Below are 15,445 nucleotides of genomic sequence, written 5' to 3'. Positions count from 1 at the left end.
TTTTCAGGCGTCGGCCGGGCCCGTCGCGATTGGCGTGTCCGCCGGCTTCGCGCGGTCTGCACCCGGCGGCGCGCGCATCGCATCGACTACCGCACGCATCCGTTTCCAGTGCGACCCTTCCCAGAATACGCGGCGGCACACGTCGCATGCGGCGAAGCGCCGATGCCGGTCGCGCACGCTGGGCGGCACGCGCGGCGCGGCGTCGGCTGCATCGAGCGCGTGCAGGGGGGCGTTGCAGCGCAGGCACAGCCGGAACGGGCGCATGTACGGCGCGAGGCCAAGCCGCGTGAACAGCTCGCGCAGCTGCGCGTCCGGCTGCCGAGCGTGCACGTAACAGCCGCGCACGACCGCGCGGCGCTTGAGCAACTCGCGGTCGCGGCTCAGCACGATCCGGCCTTCGCGCGCGGCGAGCGCGACGAGCTCGTCGTCGCGGTAGTGGTTGTCGTAGCAGGTGTCGAAGCCGGCGAGGCGCAACAGCTGCGCGAGGCCGCCGAGGTGCGCGTCGGCGACGAAGCGCCACTGCTCGTGCTGCTGCGGCGGCGCTTCGGCCGGCGGTGGCGCGCGTTCCGGATGGACGTCGACGTGGTCGCCGTCGGCAAGCGGCCGATCGAGCGCGGCCGGCGCGCCGTTCACGCGGAGCCGGCCGATTTCCGTATGCGGGACGCCGAGCGCCTCGATCGCGTGCTTGACCGTCGCGTCGCGCGCGAACGCGTGCACGAATGCGCATTCGCGCTGCGCGGGCGCGACAAACGCGTTCAGCTCGTCGTGGAAGCGGAAGGTCGCGGTCGCCATCCGCGCAGTATCGCACCGCGCGCGGCCGGCTGCGGGGCTGCAGGCGGCGGCCACCTGTGTTTAACTCCCCGCTTCAAGAGTCGAAGGAGCGGGAAATGGATCTCGGGTTTATCGGGCTGGGCGAAATGGGGCAGGCGATCGCGACGAACCTGCTGAAGGCGGGACACACCGTGCGGGTCTGGAACCGGTCGCGCGAGCGTGCCGAGCCGCTCGCGGCGGTCGGCGCGCAGATCGTCGCGACGCCGGCCGACGCGTTTCGCGGCGACGCCGTGTTCTCGATGCTGGCCGACGATGCGGCCGCGCGCGCGGTATTCGACGACGCGCTGCTCGCGCAGGCGCCGCGCGGCCTGATCCACGTAAACATGGCGACGGTATCGGTCGCGCTCGCCGAATCGCTCGCGCATGCGCATGCGTCGCGCGGCCTCGACTACGTCGCCGCGCCGGTGATGGGCCGCCCGGACGTCGCGGCCGCCGCGCGGCTGACGATCATGGCCGGCGGACCGGCCGAGGCAATCGACCGCGTGCAGCCGCTGTTCGACGTGATCGGCCAGAAGACGTGGCGGTTCGGCTCGCTGCCGCAGCATGCGAACGTCGCGAAGATCGCCGCGAACTTCACGCTCGCGTCCGCGATCGAGACGCTCGGCGAGGCGTCGGCGCTGCTCGGCGCGCATGGCGTCGCGATGCGCGACTTCCTCGACGTGATCACGAACAGCGTGTTTCCCGGGCCTGTCTACGCCGGCTACGGCGGGATGATTGCCGAGCGCGCTTACGAGCCCGCGCGCTTCAAGGCGCGCCTCGGGCTCAAGGACGTCCGGCTTGCGCTGGAGGCCGGCGACGCGGCGTCGGTGCCGCTGCCGGTCGCGAGCGTCGTGCGCGACAGCCTGCTCGATGCGCTCGCGCACGGCGGCGGCGAGCAGGACTTCGCGGTGCTCGGCGAAGTCGCGTTGCGCCGCGCGGGCCGCTGAGCCGGCGCGGGACAGAAACGCCGCGCACGCGGCATAATCGGCAATTCGTTTTTCTTTCGGCTGAGGCGCGCATGAACCTGCATACATGGTGGCTTTTCGTGGCGACGGTGTTCGTCGTGTCGGCGATTCCGGGGCCGAACATGTTGCTGGTGATGACGCACGGCGCACGGCACGGGCTGCGCCGTTCGTCCGCGACGATGGCCGGCTGCCTGACTGCGCTGGTGCTGATGCTCGCGGTGTCCGCGGCGGGGCTCGGGGCGGTGCTCGAAGCGTGGCCGGCGATGTTCAATACGCTGCGCTTCGCGGGCGCCGCGTACCTGATCTATCTCGGCGTGAAGGCGTGGCGCGCCCGCGTCGACGACGCGCCGGCCGCCGACGTCGATGCGGTGTCGCACCACGCGTCCGCATCTCGCTGTGCGCTGTTCCGCAACGGTTTCCTGGTCGCCGGCAGCAACCCGAAGGCGATCCTGTTCGCTGCCGCGCTGCTGCCGCAGTTCATCAATGCGGCCGAGCCGACGCTGCCGCAATTCGGCATTCTCGTCGTCACGTTCGCGGCGATCGAGGTCAGCTGGTATCTCGTGTACGCGTCGTTCGGCACGCGCATCGGCGCGACGCTGAAGAGCCAGAGTGTCGCGAAGGCCTTCAACCGGCTGACGGGCGGCCTGTTCGTCGGCTTCGGCGCGATGATGGCGCTGGTCCGTCACTGATTCCTGGCCTCTGCGGCCGTTACGGTCTGCCGGACGCCCCGTACCTCGCCAGAGGACGGGGCGTTTTCACATCCGCGCCGCGGTAGCGCGCCGATCATGCGGCGGTCACGCCCGGTCATCCGGGGATTACGCGCGCGGCCATGCGGTGGCGCGGGTCCGGCGCGCCGCCGACAAGCCGAACGCGGCCGCTGCGCCCGCGAATGCGAAACCCACGCCGCACACGGCGCTCCACCGGCCCCACGCCCACGCGCTGCCGGCGAGCGCCGCGCCGAGTGCGCCACCGACGAAGAACAGCCCGACGAACAAGCCGTTCAGCCGCCCGCGCGCGGCCGGGTTCAGCAGGTTGATGTCGCGGCGGCCGATCGTCTGGTCGACGATTACGCCCGCATCGAGCAGCGCCGCGCCGCCGGCCAGCAATGCCAGCGCGACGCCGCGATGCGCATGCGCATCGAAACCGAACCAGCCCGCACCGGCGATGCCGAGCACGGTGAGAGCGGCCAGCATCGTCACGTGTGCGACGCGCTGCGCAGCCGGGCCGTGGCCGCGATCGCCGGCGCGGCCAGCCAGCGGCGTGACGATCGCACCGCTCGCGCCGGCAAACGCAAACAGCGCGATCCCGTGCAGGTCGAGGCCGAACGGCGGCTGCGCGAGCCGCAGCCCGATGGCCGTCCAGAATGCGCTGAACGCGGCCATCGCGAGCGCTGCGGAAACGGCGTGGCGGCGCAATACCGGCTCGTCGGCCAGCAGCCGGCCCATCGATGCGAGCAGCGCGCGATAGCCGGCCGTCGCCGCCGGCACGCGCGGCGGCAGGCGCAGCGCGAGCACCGCCGCGATCGCCGCGTTTGCCAGCGCGGCCAGCGCGTAGAACGCGCGCCAGCCGGCGGTGCCTGCAATCAGGCTGGCGAGGGGCCGCGACAGCAGGATGCCGAGCATCAGCCCGCTCATCACGTTGCCGACCGCGCGGCCGCGCTGCGCTTCGGGCGCCATCGACGCGGCCATCGGCACCAGCATCTGAATCACGCTCGACGCTGCGCCGGCAGCCAGCGTCGCGAGCAGGAACACCGTGCCGGAGCGCGTGAAGGCCGGCAGCGCGAGGGCGGCCGCGCACGCGATCTGCGTCGCGACGATCAGGCGGCGGTTCTCGAGCAAGTCGACGAGCGGCACCAGCAGCACGAGGCCGGCTGCGTAACCGAGTTGCGGCAGCGTCGCGACAACGCCCGTGAGGCCGGGCGGCAGGTGAAGGTCGGCGGTGATCGGGCCTGTCAACGGCTGCGCGGCGAACAGGTCCATCACGATCACGCCGACGGTCGCGGCGAAGAAGAGCGTCATGCCCGCGCTCAGCGCGGGCGCCGCGCCGCGCGCGGTGCGCACGGCGGCAGGGCAGGAATCGGCAGGGCAGTTCATCGGGAAATCCATAGGTCGATCGAAGGAATCCCAATCGTAGGAGCCCGCTCTTTATGCGACAATTGAAATATGTCTAACTTGATTATGCGAGTTTGCTTTGAATACGCGTGATCTGCAGGCGTTCGTCGCGGTGGTCGACAGCGGGTCGATGGTCGCCGCGGCCGCGAAGCTCCATCTGACGCAGCCGGGCCTCACACGCCGCGTGCAGAACCTCGAGACGCTGCTCGGCATGCCGCTGCTCGAGCGGCAGAGCAAGCCGCTGAAGCCGACCGCGGCCGGGCGCGACGTCTACGCGCTCGCCCGCAACGTGCTCTGCGCGGTCGACGAGTTGATGGCGGCCGGTGCGCCCGACAGCGAGCCGTCCGGCGAGCTGCGCATCGGCGTGCCGCCGTTCCTGTCCGAGCTGGCGCTCGAGCGGCCGATCGACCGGCTCCGCGATGCGTTTCCACGGCTGACGCTGCGTGTGACGGCCGGCTGGTCGCCGGCGCTCGTGCAGGCGATCGAGCGCGGCACGCTGGACGTCGCGACGGTGATGGTGCCGGCGAGCGCGGTGCTCCCCGACACGCTGACGGCCACGCTGCTCGGCACACAGCCGACGGTGCTCGTGGCTGCGCGCGACTTTCCGTTGCCGGACGGCCCGCTGTCGCTCGACGTGCTGTCGGGTTTCCCGTGGGTGCTGAGCCAGGACGGATGCGGGATGCGTTCAGCGCTGAGCCGTGCGCTCGGCGCGGCCGGGCTGCCGTTCGACGTCGCGGTCGAGGCGTTCGGCTCGGAACTGCAGCTGTCGCTGGTCGCGCGCGGCGCCGGCATCGGCATCGCGCCGCCGAACGCGCTGGCGCGCAGCGCGCATCGCGATGCGCTGAGGGTGGTGGAAACGGCCGGCCTGGAAACGCGGATCAACGTGTGGATCGTGCACGGCGCGCTGCCGGGCCGCTTGACGCGGCCGGTCGCGCTGCTGCGGGACGCGCTGGGCGAGGTGCTGGAGCGGGAGACGTCGAAGGGGTCGGATAACGATTAGCGATTTAGAGCAGGTAGTCGAGGGAAAATCCGTATTTTCTCTACGGAAATGTTGCAATGCGGAAATCGATTCGCTATAGTTACACCTGTCTCCTCCATGTCTCCTCTGATATGGATTCAGCCCGCCTCTTAGGCGGGCTTTTTTTTGCCCGCGTTTTTGGCGCGGGTCATCCACTCGGCCTCCGGCCGTCTTCCGTCTCCGATGCGCAGCGTCAGAACTTGTAGGTCATCCCGACGTAGCTGATGATCGGGTCGGCCTTCAGGTCCGATTTCGACTCGGAGAGCACCGTGCCGTCGGCTGCCTTGATCGTCACGGTCGACGTCGTCTTCAGCGGAATGTAGGTCACCGATGCAATCAGCCCGAAGTGCTCCGTCATGTTGTATTGCAGGCCCGCGTTGAACACCGGCTGCCACGACGACGACGCCTTCGCCTCCACCGAGGTCGTGCCCGGCTTGCCCGCGCCCGCCGCGAGAATCGCGCCGAGGTTGTCCTGCGTCTGCTTGATGAAGTTCGTGTTGAGCTGCAAGTCGCTGAACCAGTTGTACGACACGCCGAGCCCGAGGAACGGCCGGAACTTCGCGGTCGCCTGTCCGAAGTAGTACTGCAGCAGCACCGCCGGGCTCCACTGCCGCACGCTCTTCACGATCGGGTTCACCGACGCGAGCCCGATGTTCTGCGTACCGAGCGCGCCGGCAGGGCCGGGCGGCTTGATCGTGCCCTGGCCCGACACCTTGAACACGGGCGGCACGCCGGCCACCGACGTGACCGCGATATGGTCGGTCAGGAAGTGGCTGACCGTCAGGCCGACCGTGTCGGCGCCGCTGGTGTGCAGCCCGGTGCCCGGCGACGTGAACGAGGGCGGCAGCCGCAGCGGGGTGTTGATCGGCGTCGGCGCGACGTTGGTCGTCATCGGCGTGCTGCTTTGCTGCGGCATCACGTGGAACCAGCCGAGCGTGACGACGTTGCTGCCGGCGCTCTGCGCGTGCGCCGCGAGCGGCGCCAGGGCAGCGGCCCCGGCCGCCGCGCAGAGAAGAGTCTTCTTCATCACGGCTTTCCTCCGCTTACTGGACGAACGCGCCGATCGTGAAATACGGCGTCGAACCCGCGTTGTCGAGGAAACCGAACACGCCACCCGTGAAGATGAACTTGCCGGTCGGCGACGTGCTGCCCGAACCCGTGTGGATCGTCGTGACCGTACCCGGCACCTTCTGCGTGTAGTCGAGGTCGAGCGCGGTCGCGAGCGACGCCTGCGACGGCTGGAACGGATCGAGCAGCGTGGCCTGGTTGTTGATCAGCGCGGTGGTCCGGTAGTCGAACTGGCTGTCGACGCCGATGTACTCGCCGTTCTGCGAGCCGGCCGCGATCGCCGTTTGCGGCGCGAGGATCGAGATGCTCGATTCGTCATCTGCGGTCAGGCCGGGCACGCCGTTGCTGTCGGGCGTCGGGTTCGGGTTCGCGACGCCCGTGCGCACGAGGATCGGCACCAGCTGGTTGCGCAGCTTGCCGACGATCATGAAGCCCTTGCCCTGCGGGGTCGCCGACAGCGTCGGCTTCAGCTGGCTCGCGTAGTTGTTCGACTGGAACGCGCCGCTGCCGTCGGCCGACGGCACGAAGTTCGTGCCCTTCTGCGTGCACGCGCCCCCGGCGAACTGGCCGGTCGTGTCGCACTTGCTCCACGTGCCGTCCGCGTTGATCGTCACCTTCGCATCGATCGATGCTGGCGCGAACTTCTGCGACGGCACTTCGCCGAATCCGATGTGGCTGTACGTGCCGGCGACCTTCGTGATGTCGGTCTCGATCGACGAAAAGCCGATGAACGGGTAGTACGGGAATTTCGTGTCGGGCACCGCGGCCTGGCCGAGCACACCGTCGAACTGGATCTCCTTGCCGGGAATCGTCCCGCCCGCGACGCCGAAGCCGACGAAGATGCGGGCCGGCCGCGACGGATCGAGGCTCGCGCCGTTCAGCCGGAACGCGCACTGGTTCAGCTTGTTCGTCGGCAGCAGCGTTTCCTGCGTGAGCGTGCCGCTGTCGACCGTGCCCGCGCGCGTCGGCGTCACCGTGCCCGTCTTTTGCGGCACCGCCGATTCGATATACGTGACCTGCCAGGTCATCTTCGTCGTGTCGAGCTGGACCTTCGCGAGTTCGCCGCTGCCCGCGCCGCCGGTGAACACCGTGCTGTAATCGAGCGATGCCGGGCACAGCCGCTCTTCGACGAGCGGCGGCGGATTGTCGCCGTCGCCGCCGCCGCCGCATGCGGAAAGAAGGGGGGCGGCAAAGGCCGCTGCCAGAACGAGGTTGCGCTTCATGTTGCTCCTCCAGATTTGTCTTGTGCGGCGGCCAGCTCCCTGTCGGCCGCTTCTGTTGCTTGTGCTCGTGCTGCCGGCGCCGTGCCGGGCGCTCGTTTCGTGCCGTCTCTGCATTGCGCGGCGGCAGGCAGCCCGCCGCCGCGTGCCCGATCGCTACTTGCTGATCTGCGCGCCTACACCGAAGTACGGGCTCGACGACGTGCTCGCGTTCGCCGACGTCGCAGTGACGCCGCCGTTCACCGTGCCCTGGATCAGTGCCGCATAGAGGCCGCCCGTCGCGATCACGACGCCGGATGCGGCCGCACCGCTCTTCGGAATCGTCGTCGTGTTGAGCAGGCCCGGCGTTGCCTGGCCGTAGTCGAGCGTGAAGCCGTCTTCTTCGGCCTGCGTGGTCGGGTTGATGAACGACGCGTTGCCGCCGCGGATCAGTGCGGCCGTGTACTTGAAGTTCGAATCCGCGCCCGCGTAGCCGCCGTCGATCGCGCCCGACTGGATCGCGGTTGCCTTGGCCAGCACCGCGATGCCCGATTCGTCGTCGACCTTGGCGTCGGTGTGCAGTGCCAGGTCCGTGCCCAGATACACGTAGCCCGTGCGGACCACCACCGGCACGGTCGCGCCGTTGAGCTGGCCGATCACCATGTGCGCGGTCGCCGACTTGCCCGTCGCGCCGACGAGCGGCAACTGCGTCTGCGGCAGGATCTGCGGCGCTTTCGCGCTGTCGAGGTAGCCGCCGTTTGCAGTGTTGACCGTCCACGGATCGCCGGTCGTCAGGCAGCCGCCCGAACCCGTCGACGTACACGCGCCGTTCGCGTCGAACGTCTCGCTCGAATTCGTGCCCTTCGTCGCGTAGTTGCCGGACGGCACCAGGTGGTACAGCAGTGCGTTGTAGGTACCCGGCAGCTTCGTGAGGTCGGTCGTCGTGCTCGCGAAACCGAGGAACGGATAGAAGTCGAAGTGGCGGTTCGGCACCTGGCCGACGTTCTTGTAGATCGGGACGCCGGCGACGGTAATCGTCAGCCCGTCGTACTGAATCGTCGCGCCGGGAATCCCGCCGCCCGCGACGCCCATGCCGACCAGCAGCATCGGCGGATTCGCCTGATTGAAGTCGGCGGCCGTCGAATAGGTCGAGCCGTTCGGTGCCGTGCCCGAGCCGGGCGTGAGGACGAACGCGCAGCGCGTCTGTTCCGCGGTCGGCAGCGTGCCCGTCGGCGGATGAACGACCTTGCCGGTGATCGTCGTGCCGGCGCGGCTCGGCGTGACCGTGCCGGTCGCGAGCGGAATCGGCGACTCGAGCCACTTGAGCGTGTACGTCATCGCAACTGCGTCGATGTTGACGCTGACGATCTCGCCGCTACCGGCGCCGCCGAGGTACGTGCTCTTCACGATGTCGGCGTCGGCCGGACACAGCGCGCCGTTGACGGGCTGCGACGGAGGCGGCCCTTGCGTGCCACAGCTCGATCCGGAACATTGGGGCGCGTTGATCGGCGCGAGCGAGCCGCCGGAATCCCCTCCACCACAGGCAACCAGGAAAGGGGCGATGGCAAAGGCCGTTGCCACCCCCTTCGATAAGGCGTGCGACATGCCGCTGTCTCCAATCGTTTAATTGTGCGAGCTAATGTGGCCGCCTGGATTTTTGCTGTCAATTGATGAACTCGTCTAAAAAAGGCGATTGAAACAAAAGACGCGCCATATGCCCTTGCCGGATCTGGCTTTCAGTAAGAATTAAAACGAGAGGAGTGCGCTAGAGTCCCGCTTGAGTGGGGTTGCCGCCACGCATCGGCGGCCCGCGGAGCCTTCCCGCGTATAACGGCACTGTTTAAAGCGGCGATATCCGGTTTATCCCTATGCGGGATCGACTGGAGAAAAATTCGTGAAATTAATTTGCCGGTAATCGCGCAATCGAAAGCTTGTAAATATTTGTAAATCCATGAACCGGATTTTATTTATTGCCTCGCGCGAGCAAATAAAAAGCCGGCCAGCGGCCGGCTTTGCATCCGATGCAAGGGGGATCAGCGCTTGAGGCCGGTATCCTCGGCGGCGCCGATGTTGAGGTTCATGCACTGGATCGCCGCGCCCGACGCACCCTTGCCCAGGTTGTCGAGGCGCGCCACCGTGACGAAGCGTTCTTCGTTGCCGAACACGAACAAGTCGACGCGGTTCGTGTCGTTGTTCGCCTGCACGTCGAAGAAGCCGCTGTCGAGATTGTCGTCCGCGTTGAACGGCGCGACGCGCACGAACGGTTCGTCCGCGTAGTATTCGGCGAACACGCGCTGCACGTCCTGCGGCGTCGCGCGCTTCGCGAGCTGCTCCGGCGAGAAGTACGTCGTCACCGCGAGGCCCTTCAGGAACGGCCCGACGATCGGCGTGAAGACTGGCGCGTGCACGAGGCCCGTGTGCGCGGCCATTTCCGGCAGGTGCTTGTGCGCGAGCGCGAGCGCGTACGGCCGCGGGCTCGCGAGCTTGCCGCCGGGCGCCGCGTTTTCGTATTCGGCGATCATCGATTTGCCGCCGCCGCTGTAGCCGGTGATCGAGTAGCTGTGCGCGGCGAAGGTCGGGGCGACGATCCCCGCATCGACGAGCGGGCGCATCGCAAGCACGAACGCCGACGCATGGCAGCCCGGCACGGCGATGCGCTTCGACGTGCGGATCTTTTCGCGCTGCGCGCGCGTCAGTTCCGGCAGCCCGTATGCCCAGTCGGCGTTCGTGCGGAACGCGGTGCTCGCATCGATCAGCGTCGTGTTCGGGTTCTCGACCAGCGATGCGGATTCGCGCGACGCGACGTCCGGCAGGCACAGGAACGTGACGTCCGACGCGTTGATCAAACGGCGGCGCTCGTCGACGTCCTTGCGCTTCGCTTCCTCGATGCGCAGGATCTCGATGTCGTTGCGCGCCGACAGGTATTCGAAGATCTTGAGGCCGGTCGTGCCTTCCTGGCCGTCGACAAAAACTTTGGTGCTCATTTCGCTCTCACTGAATGAAACGGGAGCCGCGGCGCCCTGAAACCGCCATTTTAAGGCGTGAGCCGGCGGCCCTGCACCGCACGGGTCGAAAAAAGACGGCCCGCGGGCCGTCTTGTGTCCCTTTGGCGCGCGCGGCGCCGCGCGGTCGCCGCCGGCGGCGCCAGTGGGCGGACCGACCGGCGTACGATCGCGTTCAGCGGCCGCCGGCCACCCAGCGCGCGGTCGCTTCGGCGACGCGCCGGCCGAACGCCTTCGCGGTTTCGAGGTCGCCGGGCAGCGGGCCCTCGTCGGGCGTCGCATCCGCCGGCGACTGCGCGAGCAGGCCCGTGAAGCCGCCGACGTAATTGATGTCGTTGCGCGTAGCCGCCTTCGAGTTGGCCGGCATCATGCCCGTGCCGACCCAGACCATTCCATGCTGCATCGCGAGCGTGACGAAATATTGAATCGTCGAGAACTTGTCGCCGTTCATCGTCGCGGAGTTCGTGAAGCCTGCGGCGATCTTGTCCTTCCATTTCTGCGTGAACCACGGTTTCGACGTGGCATCGGCGAACTGCTTGAACTGCGCGGACGGGCCGCCCATGTAGGTCGGCGCGCCGAAGACGATCGCGTCCGCCGCGTCGAGCGCGGCCCAGCCCGCGTCGTCGAGGTCGCCGACGGCGATCAGGCTTGCGGTTGCGCCGGCATCCTGCGCGCCGGCGTGGACGGCGTCGGCCAGTTTCTGCGTGTGACCGTAGCCGCTGTGATAGACGATGACGATGTTCGACATGAAGCGTTCTCCGGAAAGGGACGACACGGCGGGCGCCGCGGCCTGCCGCGTCACGCGCCGCACGCGGGCGGCGCGACGGATGCGCGGCGGGATGCCGCGACCGGTGCCGCCGAGTCTAGCAAGCTGAAATGACGAGAGGAAAGCGCGCCCGCGACGCACTGAAATTCGCGGCCGCGCGTAATCGCGACATCGCGTGCGCGCGGCGCCGCGCAAGGGCTTATTGCCCGTAGGTCACCGTCAGTTGTGCGGTGCCGATCGTCAGCGTGCCGATCTCGTGCTCGAACATCGGCGCGGGGCGTCCCTGCGCGACGCGCAGGTCCGTGCCCTTCAGCGCGTAGACGGTGATTACATAGCGGTGCGGCTTGCCGGGCGGCGGGCACGGACCGCCGTAGCCGTCGATTCCGAAGTCGTTGCGCGCTTCGGTCGCGCCGATGCGCCGCAGGAGGCCGGACGCGCTCGCGTCGGCGGGCAGGCTCGTCACGGTTGCCGGGATGCCGGCGACGGCCCAGTGCCACCAGCCGTGCCCGGGCGCGTCCGGATCGAAGATCGTGATCGCGTACGCGCGCGTGCCGGGCGGCGGATTGCGCCAGCTGAGCTGCGGCGAACGGTTTTCGCCCTTGCAGTCGCCGCGGTCGAACACGTTCGCCGCGCGTACGCGGCCGCCGGACGCGAGTTCGTTGCTCGACAGGATGAACGGCCCTTGCGCGCGTGCGGGCAGCGGAGCGAGCGCGGCGCACGCGGCGGCGCAGAGAAGGGCGGCGATGAACGGAGACGGACGACCCGGAGACGCAGGCGAAGTGATCCGGCGATCCACACGCATATGGCGCATCTCCCGTCACGTGGGCCGGGCGAGGCTCCCGGCATTGTTGGCGTTGTACGTTGCCCGCGCAGCTGATGGCGGCGATGGATCAAGTCTAGCATTAGGGTTCGATGAGGATGCAGGCAGTGGCCGGCGATTCGGCATGATCCCGATCCTGATCGACCGACGAAAAAAAACCGCTCGCGGTGAAGCGAGCGGTTTTTTGAAGCCACGTTCAGCGGGGATGCCGGCCAGCAAGCCGGCGCCGCGTCATTCCTTCGGCGCGGTTGCGCCGCCGTGCGCAGCCGACCATTCGGCCGGTGCGTGCAGGAATTTCTCGACTTCGTCGAGCGTTTTGGTCTCGAAGTAGCCCGATGCCTTCGCGACGCGCAGCACGTCCCACCACGTCGCGAGCGCGTGCAGGTCGACGTCGATGTCCTTCAGGACCGACACGCTTTCCTTGAAGATGTTGTAGTGGAACAGCACGAAGCAGTGGTTCACCGTCGCGCCCGCGGTGCGCAGCGCGTTCACGAAGTTGATCTTGCTGCGGCTGTCGGTCGTCAGGTCTTCCACCAGCAGCACGCGCGAGCCTTCTTCCAGATGACCCTCGATCTGCGCGTTGCGACCGAAACCCTTCGGCTTCTTGCGCACGTACTGCATCGGCACCATCATCCGGTCCGCGAGCCATGCCGCGAACGGGATGCCGGCCGTCTCGCCGCCCGCCACCGAATCGATCTGCTCGAAGCCGACGTCGCGCATGATCGTCGTTTCCGCCATTTCCATCAGCGCACGACGCACGCGCGGATACGAGATCAGCTTGCGGCAGTCGATGTAGACGGGGCTTGCCCAGCCGGACGTGAAGATGAACGGTTTTTCGGCATTGAAGTGCACCGCCTGCACTTCGAGCAGGATTTTGGCGGTCGTATCCGAGATCGACTGACGATCGTAGCCTGTCATGGGCATTCCTTGGGTGATGAGCGAAGAGCGGGCGCGGGCCCGGTGGCGCAGCAAGGGGAACCTGCCCGAGGGGCGGGGGTGCGATCGGGGGGCCAATCGCATCGCTGCGCGCGTAGCCCGCTATTTTACCCGATTCAGGCCGGTTTTCGGCGGAATTCGCGCGGGTTCGGCGCGCGGCTCGCCACCGGCGAAACAAACGGGGAGGGATCGCGGGATGTCGATCCGCGGCATGCGGCGTTGCACCAACAGAGGTCATTTAGGGGGTGTACACTAGGCGACCCTTAGAAATCGTTCAGTACTTTGTACTTTCCTCTTGCCACCCGCCAAGGTTCGATGGCGTGCCGACCCGGCGCGTCGCGTGCCGTCTCGCAGTCGACCACCCCCTCGATTCAAGCAGACGCGGCCCAAGGTGCTGTGTACTGAACCGTCAAAATTCCGCATGTCTCTCGCAGGTCAATCATGGACGAACAACTGAAGCAGGCCGCTCTCGCCTATCACCTGAACCCGAAACCCGGCAAGATTTCGGTCACGCCGACCAAGCCGCTGTCGAACCAGCTGGATCTGTCGCTCGCGTATTCGCCGGGCGTCGCCGCCGCGTGCGAGGCGATCTACGCCGATCCGCTCGACGCGCAGAAGTACACGTCGCGCGGCAACCTCGTCGGCGTCGTGACCAACGGCACTGCCGTGCTCGGTCTCGGCAACATCGGGCCGCTGGCCGCGAAGCCGGTGATGGAAGGCAAGGGCTGCCTTTTCAAGAAATTCGCGGGCATCGATGTGTTCGACATCGAACTGTCGGAGTCCGACCCTGACAAGCTCGTCGACGCGATCGCGATGCTCGAGCCGACGCTCGGCGGCATCAACCTCGAGGACATCAAGGCGCCCGAGTGCTTCTACATTGAGCAGAAGCTGCGCGAGCGCATGAAGATTCCCGTCTTCCACGACGACCAGCACGGCACCGCGATCATCGCGTCGGCCGCGATCCTGAACGGCCTGAAGGTGGTCGGCAAGAATCTCGCCGACGTGAAGCTCGTGTGCTCGGGCGCCGGCGCCGCGGCGATCGCGTGTCTGGACCTGCTGGTGAATCTCGGTCTCACGAAGTCGAACATCCTCGTCACCGATTCGAAGGGCGTGATCTACGAAGGCCGCGGCAACCTCGATCCGTCGAAGCAGCGCTATGCGGCGACCACCGACGCGCGGACGCTCGCCGACGCGATCGTCGGCGCGGACGTGTTCCTCGGCTGCTCGAGCGCGGGCGTGCTGAAGCAGGACATGGTCAAGACGATGGGCGAGCGTCCGCTGATCCTGGCGCTCGCGAACCCGGAACCGGAAATCCGCCCGGAAGACGCGAAGGCCGTGCGTCCGGACGCGATCGTCGCGACCGGCCGTTCGGACTACCCGAACCAGGTCAACAACGTGCTGTGCTTCCCGTTCATCTTCCGCGGCGCGCTCGACGTCGGCGCGACGACGATCACGGAAGAAATGAAGCTCGCGTGCGTGCGCGCGATCGCCGAGCTGGCCCAGGAAACCGACCAGAGCGAGGAAGTCGCGAAGGCGTATGAAGGGCACTCGCTCGAGTTTGGCCCGGATTACCTGATTCCGAAGCCGTTCGATCCGCGCCTGATCATCAAGATCGCGCCGGCCGTCGCGCAGGCCGCGATGGACTCGGGCGTCGCGACGCGCCCGATCCAGGACATGGACGCGTACCGCGAGCAACTCGGCGCAACCGTCTACCGCACCGGCATGGTGATGCGTCCGGTGTTCGCGACCGCGAAGAAGAAGGAAGCGCGCATCGTGTTCGCCGAAGGCGAAGACGAGCGCGTGCTGCGTGCCGCGCAGTTCGTGCTGCTGGAGAAGATCGCGAAGCCGATCATCGTCGGCCGTCCGTCGGTCGTCGAGATGCGCCTCGCGAAGATCGGCTCGAAGCTGAAGGCCGGCGTCGATTTCGAGATCGTGAATCCGGAAGACGACACGCGCTACCACCGCTATTGGCAGGCGTACCACGAGATCGGCGCGCGCGACGGCGTCACGCCCGAAGTGGCGAAGGCCGCGCTGCGCAAGTTCAACACGCTGATCGGCGCGATGCTCGTGCATCTGGGCGATGCGGACGGGATGATCTGCGGGATGATCGACACGTACCACACGCACCTGAAGTTCATCGAGCAGGTGCTGGGGCGTGCGCAGGGCGCCGAGCACTACGCGGCGATGAACCTGCTGATGCTGCCGGGCCGCAACCTGTTCCTGTGCGACACCTACGTGAACGAACTGCCGAGCGCCGAGCAGCTCGCCGACATGACGATCCAGGCGGCCGCCGAGATCGAGCGCTTCGGCATCGCGCCGAAGGCTGCGCTGCTGTCGAACTCGAACTTCGGCAGCGCGCCGTCGGCGTCGTCGCGCCGGATGGCCGAAGCCCGCAAGCTGATCAGCGAGCGCGCACCGAACCTCGAAGTCGACGGCGAAATGCACGGCGATGCGGCGCTGTCCGAAGCGGTCCGCAAGGCCGCGTTCCCCGGTACGACGCTGTCGGGCGAAGCGAACCTGCTGATCATGCCGAACGTCGAAGCTGCGAACATCGCTTACAACCTGCTGAAGATGGTCGGCGGCGAAGGCGTGACGGTCGGCCCGTTCCTGCTCGGCGCGGCGAAGCCGGTCCACATCCTGACGCCGGCTGCGACCGTGCGCCGGATCATCAACATGACGGCGGTTGCCGCCGCGAACGCGAACACGAAGTAAGTTCGCGCTCGCGTGTGCCGCGCGCGAGGCGCGGCGCA

Annotated in this window: 13 protein-coding genes; 4 read left to right on the top strand and 9 right to left on the bottom strand. The window is 67.7% G+C overall.

What is annotated here, in order from left to right; translation table 11 throughout:
* Positions 1-3 precede the first annotated feature (3 nt).
* Positions 4-792, bottom strand: a complete 789-nt coding sequence (locus KDW55_RS27765) for a Mut7-C RNAse domain-containing protein (RefSeq protein ID WP_209821286.1) — start codon at positions 790-792, stop codon at positions 4-6.
* 95 nt (positions 793-887) lie between these two features.
* Between KDW55_RS27765 and KDW55_RS27760 the strand changes: the two genes are divergently transcribed.
* Complete coding sequence (locus KDW55_RS27760; protein WP_069240829.1) at positions 888-1,757, top strand: NAD(P)-dependent oxidoreductase; 870 nt, start codon at positions 888-890, stop codon at positions 1,755-1,757.
* Between the two features lie 71 nt (positions 1,758-1,828).
* Positions 1,829-2,464, top strand: a complete 636-nt coding sequence (locus KDW55_RS27755; protein WP_212161790.1) for a LysE family translocator — start codon at positions 1,829-1,831, stop codon at positions 2,462-2,464.
* 126 nt (positions 2,465-2,590) lie between these two features.
* Here KDW55_RS27755 and KDW55_RS27750 read toward each other — a convergent pair whose 3' ends face one another.
* Positions 2,591-3,868 (bottom strand): MFS transporter, encoded by a 1,278-nt coding sequence (locus KDW55_RS27750; protein ID WP_059548174.1) that lies wholly within the window; start codon positions 3,866-3,868, stop codon positions 2,591-2,593.
* Between the two features lie 97 nt (positions 3,869-3,965).
* On the opposite strand from KDW55_RS27750, the gene KDW55_RS27745 reads away from it, so the two are divergent.
* Complete coding sequence (locus KDW55_RS27745) at positions 3,966-4,886, top strand: LysR family transcriptional regulator (protein ID WP_069240828.1); 921 nt, start codon at positions 3,966-3,968, stop codon at positions 4,884-4,886.
* Between the two features lie 211 nt (positions 4,887-5,097).
* Here the strand turns inward: KDW55_RS27745 and KDW55_RS27740 are convergent, their stop codons facing one another.
* The 7 genes from KDW55_RS27740 to KDW55_RS27710 all read right to left on the bottom strand — a co-directional run bounded on the left by KDW55_RS27740 (position 5,098) and on the right by KDW55_RS27710 (position 12,677).
* Positions 5,098-5,931 (bottom strand): OmpW family outer membrane protein, encoded by an 834-nt coding sequence (locus KDW55_RS27740; RefSeq protein ID WP_040142985.1) that lies wholly within the window; start codon positions 5,929-5,931, stop codon positions 5,098-5,100.
* A gap of 16 nt (positions 5,932-5,947) precedes the next feature.
* Positions 5,948-7,195 carry a DUF2957 domain-containing protein gene (locus tag KDW55_RS27735; protein ID WP_059547992.1) on the bottom strand — a complete coding sequence of 416 codons (1,248 nt, stop codon included), beginning with the start codon at positions 7,193-7,195 and terminating at the stop codon, positions 5,948-5,950.
* A 153-nt stretch (positions 7,196-7,348) separates the two neighbouring features.
* Positions 7,349-8,776 carry a DUF2957 domain-containing protein gene (locus tag KDW55_RS27730; protein ID WP_040142989.1) on the bottom strand — a complete coding sequence of 476 codons (1,428 nt, stop codon included), beginning with the start codon at positions 8,774-8,776 and terminating at the stop codon, positions 7,349-7,351.
* Positions 8,777-9,204: 428 nt separating this feature from the next.
* Positions 9,205-10,155, bottom strand: coding sequence for an N-acetyl-gamma-glutamyl-phosphate reductase (gene argC / locus KDW55_RS27725; RefSeq protein ID WP_040142990.1), 951 nt, complete (start codon positions 10,153-10,155; stop codon positions 9,205-9,207).
* A 193-nt stretch (positions 10,156-10,348) separates the two neighbouring features.
* The gene (locus KDW55_RS27720; RefSeq protein WP_040142992.1) at positions 10,349-10,921 is read right to left on the bottom strand and encodes a flavodoxin family protein; all 573 of its coding nucleotides are present in this window, start codon (positions 10,919-10,921) and stop codon (positions 10,349-10,351) included.
* A gap of 217 nt (positions 10,922-11,138) precedes the next feature.
* Complete coding sequence (locus KDW55_RS27715) at positions 11,139-11,741, bottom strand: YbhB/YbcL family Raf kinase inhibitor-like protein (RefSeq protein ID WP_212161788.1); 603 nt, start codon at positions 11,739-11,741, stop codon at positions 11,139-11,141.
* A 249-nt stretch (positions 11,742-11,990) separates the two neighbouring features.
* Positions 11,991-12,677, bottom strand: a complete 687-nt coding sequence (locus tag KDW55_RS27710; protein ID WP_006752465.1) for an orotate phosphoribosyltransferase — start codon at positions 12,675-12,677, stop codon at positions 11,991-11,993.
* A gap of 459 nt (positions 12,678-13,136) precedes the next feature.
* Between KDW55_RS27710 and KDW55_RS27705 the strand changes: the two genes are divergently transcribed.
* On the top strand, positions 13,137-15,407 hold the full coding sequence (locus KDW55_RS27705) for an NADP-dependent malic enzyme (protein ID WP_040142997.1): 2,271 nt from the start codon (positions 13,137-13,139) through the stop codon (positions 15,405-15,407).
* Positions 15,408-15,445: the final 38 nt, after the last annotated feature.

The organism is Burkholderia sp. AU19243 (assembly GCF_018148075.1).
GTDB classification, from domain to species: Bacteria; Pseudomonadota; Gammaproteobacteria; order Burkholderiales; family Burkholderiaceae; genus Burkholderia; species Burkholderia latens_A.
Note: the sequence above shows the minus strand (reverse complement) of the source record. Positions and strands in the feature narration are given on the sequence as shown.

Excerpts from the sequence above, each read along its gene's own strand:
- KDW55_RS27765 (WP_209821286.1), bottom strand. The coding sequence starts at position 792 with ATGGCGACCGCGACCTTCCGCTTCCACGACGAGCTGAACGCGTTTGTC.
- KDW55_RS27760 (WP_069240829.1), top strand. The coding sequence starts at position 888 with ATGGATCTCGGGTTTATCGGGCTGGGCGAAATGGGGCAGGCGATCGCG.
- KDW55_RS27755 (WP_212161790.1), top strand. The coding sequence starts at position 1,829 with ATGAACCTGCATACATGGTGGCTTTTCGTGGCGACGGTGTTCGTCGTG.
- KDW55_RS27750 (WP_059548174.1), bottom strand. The coding sequence starts at position 3,868 with ATGAACTGCCCTGCCGATTCCTGCCCTGCCGCCGTGCGCACCGCGCGC.
- KDW55_RS27740 (WP_040142985.1), bottom strand. The coding sequence starts at position 5,931 with ATGAAGAAGACTCTTCTCTGCGCGGCGGCCGGGGCCGCTGCCCTGGCG.
- KDW55_RS27735 (WP_059547992.1), bottom strand. The coding sequence starts at position 7,195 with ATGAAGCGCAACCTCGTTCTGGCAGCGGCCTTTGCCGCCCCCCTTCTT.
- KDW55_RS27730 (WP_040142989.1), bottom strand. The coding sequence starts at position 8,776 with ATGTCGCACGCCTTATCGAAGGGGGTGGCAACGGCCTTTGCCATCGCC.
- argC (WP_040142990.1), bottom strand. The coding sequence starts at position 10,155 with ATGAGCACCAAAGTTTTTGTCGACGGCCAGGAAGGCACGACCGGCCTC.
- KDW55_RS27720 (WP_040142992.1), bottom strand. The coding sequence starts at position 10,921 with ATGTCGAACATCGTCATCGTCTATCACAGCGGCTACGGTCACACGCAG.
- KDW55_RS27715 (WP_212161788.1), bottom strand. The coding sequence starts at position 11,741 with ATGCGTGTGGATCGCCGGATCACTTCGCCTGCGTCTCCGGGTCGTCCG.
- KDW55_RS27710 (WP_006752465.1), bottom strand. The coding sequence starts at position 12,677 with ATGACAGGCTACGATCGTCAGTCGATCTCGGATACGACCGCCAAAATC.
- KDW55_RS27705 (WP_040142997.1), top strand. The coding sequence starts at position 13,137 with ATGGACGAACAACTGAAGCAGGCCGCTCTCGCCTATCACCTGAACCCG.